The sequence below is a fragment of the Rahnella sp. RcJ3 genome, from assembly GCF_009498575.1.
In the GTDB taxonomy this organism is placed as follows: Bacteria; Pseudomonadota; Gammaproteobacteria; order Enterobacterales; family Enterobacteriaceae; genus Rahnella; species Rahnella aceris.
Map to the genome: position 1 here is coordinate 82,323 of NZ_QSNX01000007.1, position 10,210 is coordinate 92,532.

8 protein-coding genes are annotated in these 10,210 nt (G+C 57.4%); 1 reads left to right on the forward strand and 7 read right to left on the reverse strand.

The genetic code is table 11. The features are described from left to right. Positions 1 to 284: 284 nt before the first annotated feature. From DXU84_RS11035 to DXU84_RS11065, 7 genes are read right to left on the reverse strand one after another with little or no spacing between them, the layout of a single operon-like run. On the reverse strand, positions 285 to 1,400 hold the full coding sequence (locus tag DXU84_RS11035; RefSeq protein ID WP_153375723.1) for a Xaa-Pro peptidase family protein: 1,116 nt from the start codon (positions 1,398 to 1,400) through the stop codon (positions 285 to 287). A 17-nt stretch (positions 1,401 to 1,417) separates the two neighbouring features. Next, positions 1,418 to 2,641: a M20 family metallopeptidase gene (locus DXU84_RS11040; RefSeq protein WP_153375725.1), complete on the reverse strand. Its 1,224-nt coding sequence runs from the start codon at positions 2,639 to 2,641 to the stop codon at positions 1,418 to 1,420. 17 nt (positions 2,642 to 2,658) lie between these two features. Then, positions 2,659 to 4,293, reverse strand: coding sequence for an ABC transporter ATP-binding protein (gene nikE, locus DXU84_RS11045; protein ID WP_153375727.1), 1,635 nt, complete (start codon positions 4,291 to 4,293; stop codon positions 2,659 to 2,661). Continuing rightward, entirely contained in the window at positions 4,293 to 5,120 is an 828-nt protein-coding gene (locus tag DXU84_RS11050; protein WP_013575725.1) for an ABC transporter permease, read from the reverse strand. The genes nikE and DXU84_RS11050 overlap by 1 nt, the downstream gene beginning before the upstream one ends. Further along, positions 5,113 to 6,060, reverse strand: a complete 948-nt coding sequence (locus DXU84_RS11055; RefSeq protein ID WP_013575726.1) for an ABC transporter permease — start codon at positions 6,058 to 6,060, stop codon at positions 5,113 to 5,115. The genes DXU84_RS11050 and DXU84_RS11055 overlap by 8 nt, the downstream gene beginning before the upstream one ends. 15 nt (positions 6,061 to 6,075) lie before the next feature. Further along, entirely contained in the window at positions 6,076 to 7,671 is a 1,596-nt protein-coding gene (locus DXU84_RS11060; RefSeq protein WP_013575727.1) for an ABC transporter substrate-binding protein, read from the reverse strand. 2 nt (positions 7,672 to 7,673) lie between these two features. Next, on the reverse strand, positions 7,674 to 8,990 hold the full coding sequence (locus DXU84_RS11065; protein WP_153375729.1) for a M20 family metallopeptidase: 1,317 nt from the start codon (positions 8,988 to 8,990) through the stop codon (positions 7,674 to 7,676). Positions 8,991 to 9,067: 77 nt separating this feature from the next. Here DXU84_RS11065 and DXU84_RS11070 point away from each other — a divergent pair, with 77 nt between their 5' ends. After that, positions 9,068 to 9,841 carry a GntR family transcriptional regulator gene (locus DXU84_RS11070; RefSeq protein ID WP_112152613.1) on the forward strand — a complete coding sequence of 258 codons (774 nt, stop codon included), beginning with the start codon at positions 9,068 to 9,070 and terminating at the stop codon, positions 9,839 to 9,841. Positions 9,842 to 10,210 lie beyond the last annotated feature (369 nt).

The window sequence follows — 10,210 nt, forward strand, 5'->3', positions numbered from 1 at the left end:
AAAAACTCCTGCCTTTGAATTTAAGATCGTGCGGGCGATTCAGAAATCTTGCTGAACGGAGCGGCCTGGAGACCAAAGGCTCCAGGACCGAGAGAAGGCACCGCGAAGCGGCAAGATTTCCAGCCTGTCACGGCGGCAACTGAAACATAGTGTCTAGCGACAGCGCGTAGTGAAAAAGCGCGGGAGTCCAGAGGGCGCGCGCTTACGCGTCCTCTGGGCCAGTTTGGGTGGCAACCCAAGGTTTTGAATTTGAATTTGCAATTAGGTCGCCCCCCCCTCCCTTTTTAAATCAAAATCACCTCCCTCGGTAAACGACTCATCCTCATTCCGCCTTCCGGCCTCACCACGACTGTCTCGCTGAACGCCAGTCCGGCTGCCGAAGTGTACATATGGAACACCATGTTTTCCTCCAGCCTCCAGTCTGCTGCTGGCGTAAAGCAATGCGAAAAATCACTCGGACGTGGCGTACGGGTGTAAAGCCCGAGCGCGTAACCGGTGACGTTACCGTAATCAGCGCGTAACCCGGCAGCGAGCACGGCGTTGCGTAAAATCGCATCGACGTCACGGGCTTTCGCGCCCGGTTTCATGGCGGCGATCTGCGCATCCTGCAGGGCGATAAGCTGGCGGGCGATGTGGTGTTGCTCCGGACTGATTCCGCCGGGGATAAACGGGCGCATCAGGCGGGCGCTGTAGTGTTTTACCTTGGGGATCAGTTCCACATGCAGAATGTCGCCGTTCTGGATAATATCCTCATGCGTCTGCGCATGCAGAAAACCGCTGTCTCCGGCGGAACGGACAACCGGACCGGTTTCACCGGTATCAGCACCTTCAGAAAGAAAAATCTGTGCCGCCAGCGCGGCAACGTCCCGCACACGCCAGCCCGCGTTTACCTGCTCTTTCAGCGTCAGAAACGCGGTATCCGCGATATGCGCCGCCTGCTGAAGGAGGTCCAGCTCATAAGGAAATTTCACCTGCCGCAGACTGTCGCTGACACCCGGCACAGGCCGCCAGACGGCTTCGGGTAAATGTTCGGAAAGCTGCTGCCAGGTATCTGCCGTCATGCCGTAAGAACGGGTGTCTGCGCCAAGACGGCAGTCGCGATAGCCGCGTGAAATCAGGCTTTGCGCCACACACTTCCAGGGGTTCTCAGCGTCATCATAAGTGACAATGTCACGCAGCCAGCTCAACTGACGACACGGCGCTTCATCAAGCTTGCGCAGCACCATCCACGGCTCGCCGCTCAGCGGCACCAGACAGGCGCGGTACATCGTTTCCGATACGGTAAAACCGGTCAGCCACGCCAGCAGTTCACCGCTGTCGACCAGCATAACGTCGGCATCCGCCATGCGCATGGCGTCACGCAGGCGGCTCAATGCCGCCAGATTCACAGCCATCGACATCTGTTGCCCCTCTTCAATCAGGCTTCAACCGGCTGACAGATTTCGAGGATTGCCAGCAGGTAAACCCGCACGGTATCGAGGAAATCTTTAATGTGAACACGCTCGTCCGGCATGGTGTTGAACTTGCCACCCGGCCCGCAGACCACGCCTTCCATGCCCAGCATCTGGTAGAAATGCGCGGCATCAGTGCCATAAAAAGCCGGTGGCGTAATAACGCCGGTGGGCTGTTGTTCACCGCGTACCGTCTGATAGGCACGGTTCACCGCTTTAATGATGGGGGATTCCGGCGATACTTCGAACGGCAGCATGGTCGGGCGATGGCGTTTACCGTCATCAAACAGTTCTGCCTGCAAGCCGGGAAATTCGCTGCACAGGTCATCGAGCAGCGCCTGTAAATCGGCCAGCACGGTATCAACCGTTTGCCCCGGCGCAAAACGCGCAGATCCGCTGAGGCGCACGAAGTCAGCGACCTGTGGCGGACGCCATTCCTCTAAATCACGTCCCAGCGCGCCGTGGATGGTGCCGATATGGCCGCGGTTAATTTTGCGGTGATCGTCCGTTTCCGCGCCGGTAAAAGTGATGTTATTGATTTGCGGGATTAACCTGATGGCCGCCTGAATCGCATCCACCGCTTCTTCTCGCTTTGAAAGATGGCGCGTATCGCCGGTCAGTTCGATGGTGAACATCAGCGACCCGGCATGCATGGTCATCGCCTGCACATCGGTCGGTTCTGAGTTGATAAAATAATCGGCTTTGATGCCCTGTTCGATGGCCGCAATGGTGCCGATCCCGCCCTGCAATTCACCGACCACATACGTCAGGATAACGTCGCCTTTAAGTTTCACACCGTTGTCGATCAGCGTTTTCAGCGCACAGAAATAGGCCGCGTCACCTGCTTTCATGTTGGAAACACCGATGCCGTAAATGAATTCATCATCGATTTTTCCTTCCCACGGATCGACCGTCCAGCCTTCGGTCACCGGGTTGGTATCGAGATGACCGTTGAACAGCAAACTGTGGCCGCCGCCCTCTCCGCGAAGCGTGCCGATAGCGTTCAGACGCTCGCCCGGCACCGGTTGCAGTTGCGTTTCCAGCCCGAGCATCTGCATCTGGCTGGCCATATATTCTGCCAGTTTGCGCTCGCCGTCTGTCTGGCTGTAACTTTTGTGCTGCACCATACGCGCCAGAAAATTCAGGCAATAGACATCATCAACTGCGGCCAGTAATTGTTGAGAATTCATGTGTAACCCTTTCAGTATCAAAGATGTTCTGTGATGGCCTTTTCAGGCGTATGCACCGCTGCCAGCAATGCCTTCGTATATTCGTGACTGGCATGTTGCGCCATAGCCTCGCCCGGCAGCACTTCCAGCAAATCCCCGCGATACATCACCGCCACGCGGTGTGCAATCTGGCGGATCAGGTTCAGATCGTGGGTAATAAACAGATAAGCGGTGCCGTAGCGACGGCGCAGTTCCAGCAATAACTCAATCACCGTCGCCTGCACCGAGACATCGAGTGCGGCAGTGATTTCATCGCAAATCACCAGTTCAGGCGGATGCGCAAACGCACGGGCAATCGCCACGCGCTGCTTCTGTCCACCGGAAAGTTCATGCGGAAAACGCCGGGCGAAACTGGCAGGCAACCGGACATCCTCCAGCAAGCGCGCTACCGCCTGCGCTTCGTTTTCACCCTCTGGCAAACCGTACAGCCGCAACGGACGGGCGATGATCTCACCGATACGCTGACGCGGATTGAGTGAGGCGTCAGGATGCTGGAAAATCATCTGCACACGGCGGCGATAGTCTTTATCCATTTCGGCGCGGCCAGACAGGTTGTAACCGTTAAAATCCACTTTGCCGCTGAACGGCACCAGACCGGTCAGTGCTTTTGCCAGCGACGACTTACCGGAGCCGGACTCCCCCACCACGCCGACGATTTCCCCGCGATGCACTGTCAGGCTGACATCCGACGCAGCACGGGTTTTACCGTTTTCACGGCGCAGAAGTCGATCCAGCAAACCGTGACGACCATAATCAATATTGATGTTTTGCAGGCTAAGCAGCGGCTGCGCTGACACCGGAGTGGCATCTGTCAGACGATGCGCGGGATCCGGCACTGCGGCTACCAGCTTTTGTGTGTAAGCATGTTGTGGCGAAAGGAACAGCGTGCGCGCGGTGGCCTGTTCAACAATGTGACCTTTTTCCAGCACACAGACGCGGTCTGCCACCGCTGACACCAGCGCCAGATCGTGCGAGATGTACAGCGAGGCAACGCCGGTTTCCTCACGCAGACGGGCAAACAATGCCAGAATTTGTGCCGAACTGATGACATCAAGTGCCGTGGTCGGTTCATCGAAAATCAGACATTGCGGCTCGCAGGCAAAGGCCGTGGCGATCAGTACACGTTGTTTTTCGCCGCCGGACACCTGATGCGGATAACGCTTCATCATTGCCGCCGGATTTTTCAGCTCGACGTGGCTGAGCAACTGAATGCCCAGCTCCAGCGCCTGTCTGGCATCCAGCCCGCGATGGCGGATCAGCACTTCGGTGATCTGTTCGCCGAGGGTCAGTGTCGGATTCAGCGAAACTCCCGGATCCTGAAAAATCATGCCCAGCTTGCCGCCGCGCAGGTTTTCAAGTTGTGGCGCAGACATCTGGCATAAATCCTCACCCGCCAGCAGAATGCGCCCGCTGCGTTCACGCGCATTGGCAGCCATGTAGCGCATAACCGACCAGCCCAGCGTGGTTTTACCCGAACCGGATTCCCCGACCAGCCCGACCACTTCACCGCGCTGCACACTGAGTGAAATGTCCTGCAAAACCTGCAACGGCTCTGACTGAGGCAGCAGGTAGTCGAGGCTGTAATTTTCTATGGCTAATACGGCGTCGCTCATCAGTGGCTCCTCGGGTTAAGCGCATCGCGCAGGCCATCGCCCAGCAGGTTAAAACCAATCGCCACCAGCGCGATCGCCACCCCCGGGATCAGCATCATCCATGGCGCGTTAAAGAAATATGCACGGGCTTCCGACACCATCAGTCCCCATTCCGGCTCAGGCGGTTGTGCGCCGAGGCCGAGGAAACTCAGTGTGGCAAATAACATGATGGCGAAAGCCACGCGGATAGTGGCTTCCACGATGATTGGCGCGACAATATTGGGCAGCATTTCACGCAAAATGATGTAGTGCGTGGCTTCACCACGGGCAATCGCCGCGCTGACGTAATCCTGCTGACGCGCTGCCAGCGAGACGCTGCGGGCGATGCGCACCATGCCGGGCACAAATGCGATAGTGATCGCCAGTACAGCATTGAAGCTGCTCTGACCGAGGGTGCTGACAATCAGCAATGCGAACAACAGGCTCGGGATCGACATTACCGCATCCATAGTGCGCATAATCGCTTCGTCAGTTTTGCCGCCCAGATAGGCGCTGGCGGTGCCAATCACCGCGCCAGTGACCATCGACATTAATGTCGCCAGCAGTGACAGCACTATCGTGGCGCGCGCACCGACCATCACGCGGCTGAAAATATCGCGTCCGAGCTGATCGGTACCGAACCAGTGTTCTGCCGAGGGGGCTTTGTACCGCGCCAGAATCGAAATCGATTCCGGATCATAAGGCGCGATATGCGCCCCGCCGCACACCATCAGCGCAGCCACCACTAAGATAAATAACCCGACAGCGCCCTGCGGCGAACGGATTAAATGCTTCATCACATCACGCATAACTGATCCGTTTATCGAGGAAAACATAGGCCAGATCGGCCAGGAAATTGACGATGGAATAGGTCGCGGCAAGGATCAGCACCCCGGCCTGAATGGTCGGTAAATCCCGCGCCTGAACAGCGACGATCAGTTCACGGCCAATCCCCGGAATGGCGAAAATCTCTTCCACCACCACGATACCGCCGAGCAGATAACCGACATCAAGCGCCACAATGGTGATGGTCGGCAGCAGGCCGTTACGTAACGCGTGCCGCCACAAAATCCTGCGGCGCGACAACCCTTTGAGATGTGCCGCGCGGATATAATCGGTCTGCAACACATCGACCATCTCCGAGCGCACCATGCGTGAAACGTGCGCCACCAGTATCATTGCCACCGTCACCGACGGCAGGATCAGATGGCTGATGCCTCCCCGGAAATCCTCCGTCAGCGGTACATACCCGGTGGCGGGCAGGATTTGCCAGACATCGGCAAACAGCAGCAATAACAGTGTGGCGGTCACAAATTCCGGAAATGAAATGCCGACATACGACAACACGCTGACCAGCATATCGGCCAGTTTCCCGCGCCGGACCGCCGCCCAGATCCCGAGTGGAATCGCGACAACCAGCATCAGCAACAGCGCGCACACGGCCAGCAGCAGGGAGCGCCCCAGTGCCGCCATAATGGTGGGTGCCACCGGCAAACCGTTACGCATCGACACACCGAAATCACCGTGCAGCACGCCGCGCAGCCAGTGCCAATATTGCAGCCAGGCCGGATCATTTAGCCCGAGACGCGCACGCACGGCGGCCAGCGCTTGCGGCGTGGCGTTCTGCCCCAGCAGGGTGACGGCGGCATCCGCCGGTAACAATTGCGTAATGCCAAAAACCAGCAGCGACACCACCAGCAGGGTGTAAATCACCAGCATGAAACGTTTGAACAAATAACTCGCCGTCACTGTCAATGCCCCCTGTTATTTTCGGGTTGGGGCTTTCGCCGTCAGCCACACATGATCAAGACGGAACACCGCACCACGCGGATGCAGCTGATAACCGGCAACGTAATCGCGCCCTGCCGCCAGCAAATCGAAGAACGCCGGAATGAGTGACGGCACTTGATCGTGCATCAGTTTTTGCGCCTTGCCGTACAGTTCGGTGCGTTTTGCCGGATCCGCTGTTTCACGCGCGGCTTTCACTGCGGTATCAAATTCAGTGTTATTCCAGCGGGTTTCGTTCCAGGAGGCCGTCGAGGTGTAAAGCAGGGAGAAAACGGCATCCGGCGTGGGCTGCATGTTGTAGAAGCCGACGTAAAAATTGCCTTTTTTCCACACCTGATCGAGATAAGTGCTGTGTGCCATCGTCTGCACATTAATGCGAAAACCACCCGGTTTGGCCATTTCGCGCAACGCAATTCCAAGCTGGGTGCGGGTGGACGGTTTGTCGGAAGCGATCAGCGTCAGATCTAATCCGTCGGGATAACCGGCATCTTTCAGCAACGCTTTGGCTTTGGCGTAATCCGGTTCTTTGAGGGGTTCGTTCAGGTAATACGGATAGGCCGTGTTGAGCGGCGTATCATTACCTGCCGTGCCGTAGCCTTCGGCAACAAAATCCACAGTAGCTTTGCGATCCACACACAGCGCCAGCGCCTGACGGACGCGCACATCGTTAAACGGTTTGGTGTCACACCCCATATTCACGTTGAGGAACTGACCGGACGACACGCGCAGCGGCACGATGCCGGAGGATTTTGACAGGCGGGCAAATTCAGTAGAGGCGGCGGAAAGCATCAGATCGGTGTCACCGGCAATCAGCGCCGAGCCTTCTGCAATGGCATCCGGATAGACCACCACTTCAACGCGGTCCAGATGCGGACGGGACGGATCGTAATAATGCGGATTGCGCTCAACAACAATCAGGCGTTCAGGCTCAAACGACACCAGTTTAAACGGTCCGGTACCGATGGCCTCTTTGCTCAGGCGTTCTGGCTGGCCGCCCGCAATCGCTGCGGGAATAATTTTGGCATCGGGATACGCCAGCATCACCGGCAGATCGGCGTACGGACCGTCGGTGCCAATCACTACCGTATCGGCATCCGGCGCGGTGACGGTTTTGATCGGGCCAATATTGTGTTGCCCCGGTGAAGCATTTTTCGGGTCGAGAATGGCATTCAGGCTGGCCACCACATCGGCGGAGGTACAGGCAGAACCGTCGTGAAAGCTGAGGTTTTTACGCAGGGTAAAGGTCCACTGCGTCAGGTCGTCGCTGGCTTTCCAGGATTCGGCCAGATCCGCTTCAGCTTTCATGTCCTGCGTCAGACGGGTCAGCCCGCTGTACAGCAACTCAGCCAGCAGATATTCCGGATTGACGCGCGCCTGCTGCGGATTAAGCATACCGGCGGCCTGATCTACGCTGATGCGCAGCACCCCGCCCTTGCGCGGTGAACCGCTGGCGTCCGTGGCGCTGGAAACGGCAGCGGCGACATTGCCCGACCACGGTAACATCGCCGCGCCGGTGAGAATGGTGGATCCTGCGATAAACTGACGGCGGTTAACGCCTTTCATTGCACACATTATTAAACCCTCTCTGCTGAATTCGAAAAGCCCTGGGTTGGCGAATTTTCTGTCGGAGTAAAATCAGAAGCTAAATAAGCAAGAATTGACTGCGATAACGCGACGACGTCCTGCATCGTTGTGTATTCGTCCGATGCATGGATACGGTTTTCCGGCCGGGCGAGCCCGCCGAGTAAAATTTCCTGAATGCCTGCCTGCTGAACCCAGCCCATGTCGGAACTGGTGGAAGAACCCCAGACAGCGAAATCGTTTGCGTGGAAGCCAAAACCCTGACTGAGCGCCGCAAGCCAGCGCGGCCAGTGCGGGCCGGTCGGATCGCTGACCGGAGCCAGATGGCCGATCAGGTGATATTCCACCGCCAGCGCCGCAGAATCTTTCATCGCCTGCCCGATACAATCCGTGAGTTCTTTAAAGACGGTTTCGAACGGCTCTTCCGGCGAATAGCGGCGGTTAACCAGCAGTTCAAAGCGTGCGGGCAGGGTTGAACCTTTGCCACCCCCTTGCGCGGCAGCCAGCGTGAGACGTGATGTGAGCGGACATCCTTCGAAATGAGGGGGTGCAGGCATGGCGGAAGCGCGCTGTTCAACGTCACGTTTGAGCGTGTGCAGCGCATTCATCAGCGGCAGGCTTTCTTCAATGGCATTGATGCCCCCGACCGGATCGCCGGAGTGCGCCGACCGGCCGGTGATACAAATTTTGAGGTCGATGCTGCCGAAACAGCCGCCCCAGATACGCGGTAGCGCCCCGCCGTTAAAGCTGAGCATGTGGCCGGAGAATAATTTTTGCTCCGCCAGATAGCGCACACCGGGGTACAGACCGCCTTCTTCATCGGTACACAACAGCAGAACCGGATTGAATTTCAGCGCCAGCCCGTGACGTTGCGCAGCGCGAATTGCCGCGAGCGCCGCCACAATCGTGCCTTTCATGTCTGCCGCGCCGCGACCGATCAGTTTGCCATCAGCCTGCGTCAGCGTCAGTGGCGGGTAATTCCAGCCATCGCCCGCCGGAACAGTATCGACGTGAAAATAGAGATTACAGGCTTCGGCGGCGCTGCCCGGCAAGGTAGCAATCACATTCACCCGTTCGCCCTGCGCACTGCCGTCCGGCGTTTGCCACAAGTTTTCCGGCACGCTGACGCGCTCGCAGACAAACCCCATCGGCTCCAGCAGAGATTCCATCAGGCTGGCAAATGCCGGATAACCGGTGCCCGGCGGGAAGCAGGTATCTACTGCCAGCATCTGGCTGAGATCCTGTAAAATGGCGGTTTCGTCCTGCCGGATGGAGTCCAGCGCAATTTGCAAACTTCCTTCGCACGACATGCTATACTCGCTTTATTCTATTTCTATATAGTTTATAGATAAAGCAGATGCCCGTTCAGGTCAATAGGTAATCAGGTATGACACAACAAAATAAAGCAGAGCAGGACGCTTCCCCTTTTGGCCGGTTAAGCGAAAGGGAATCCGCGCCGTTATATGAAGTGGTGAAACGTCACATCAGCGAATCCATTCTGATTGGCGAGCTGCCGCCGGGTACGGTTTTGCCGAGCGAAAATGCGCTGGCGGCAGACTTCGGGGTTTCGGTGGGAACGGTACGCAAAGCGCTTTCGGCGCTGACGACGGAAGGCATGCTGATGCGGCGTCGCAAGACCGGCACCGTGGTCACTGGCTGGGCACCGCTGCACAATCTCAGTTATTTCTTTCAGTATTTCCGCCTGCATGGCCGCGACGGTGCGTTACTGAATTCTGAGACGATTTTGCTCGATCATCAGACCGGCCAGGCCAGCGCCCGTGAAGCCGAAAAGCTGCAAATTGACGACGGCGCACCGGTTATCCGCATCCGCCGTTTACGCCGGGTTAAAGGCATTCCCGCCATGCATGAACGGCTGGTATTACCGGCCGAACGCCTGCCGGACTTCCCCGCAGCGGATGATTTACCGCCGCTGCTTTACCGTTTTCTGCTGGAAAAATACGGGGTCCGCGTGGCGGCCGTGCGCGAGCAGTTAATCGCCGAGATGGCTGATGCCGACGACCTGAAATGGCTGGAACTCGAGGCCCCGCACGCGGTGATGGTGATCGACGAAGTGTCGTTTGATCAAAGCGCCGTGCCGGTGATCATGGCGCACCACAGGTTCAGCACCGATCACTTTATGTATGTGAATGAGATCCGGTAGTGGCAGGGGGCAACGGGGGGGCGCTTTAAAATCAACTTCAACTTCAAGGTCGTGGGCTCGCCGCCCACACTGGCCCAGAGGACGCGTAAGCGCGCGCCCTCTGGACTCCCGCGCTTTTTCACTGCGCGCTTCGCTGGCTGGCTATGTTTCAGGTATCACCGCGACAGGCTGGAAATCTTGCCGCTGCGCGGTACCTTCTCTCGGTCCTGGAGCCTTGGGTCTCCAGGCCGCTCCGTTCAGCAAGATTTCTGAATCGCCCGTACGATCTTAAATTCAAGGGCAGACAGTTTTAAGATTTCAACATCAGTCAGGTTGTGAATTAAGAGCCTGAGGCCGGTTCCAAAATACCGCCGGACGAGAGGTGGAAAA

Bases quoted from the DNA above. Each gene is read 5' to 3' on its own strand.
- DXU84_RS11050 (WP_013575725.1), bottom strand. From the start codon at position 5,120: ATGCGTGATGTGATGAAGCATTTAATCCGTTCGCCGCAGGGCGCTGTC.
- DXU84_RS11035 (WP_153375723.1), bottom strand. From the start codon at position 1,400: ATGTCGATGGCTGTGAATCTGGCGGCATTGAGCCGCCTGCGTGACGCC.
- nikE (WP_153375727.1), bottom strand. From the start codon at position 4,293: ATGAGCGACGCCGTATTAGCCATAGAAAATTACAGCCTCGACTACCTG.
- DXU84_RS11065 (WP_153375729.1), bottom strand. From the start codon at position 8,990: ATGTCGTGCGAAGGAAGTTTGCAAATTGCGCTGGACTCCATCCGGCAG.
- DXU84_RS11040 (WP_153375725.1), bottom strand. From the start codon at position 2,641: ATGAATTCTCAACAATTACTGGCCGCAGTTGATGATGTCTATTGCCTG.
- DXU84_RS11060 (WP_013575727.1), bottom strand. From the start codon at position 7,671: ATGTGTGCAATGAAAGGCGTTAACCGCCGTCAGTTTATCGCAGGATCC.
- DXU84_RS11070 (WP_112152613.1), top strand. From the start codon at position 9,068: ATGACACAACAAAATAAAGCAGAGCAGGACGCTTCCCCTTTTGGCCGG.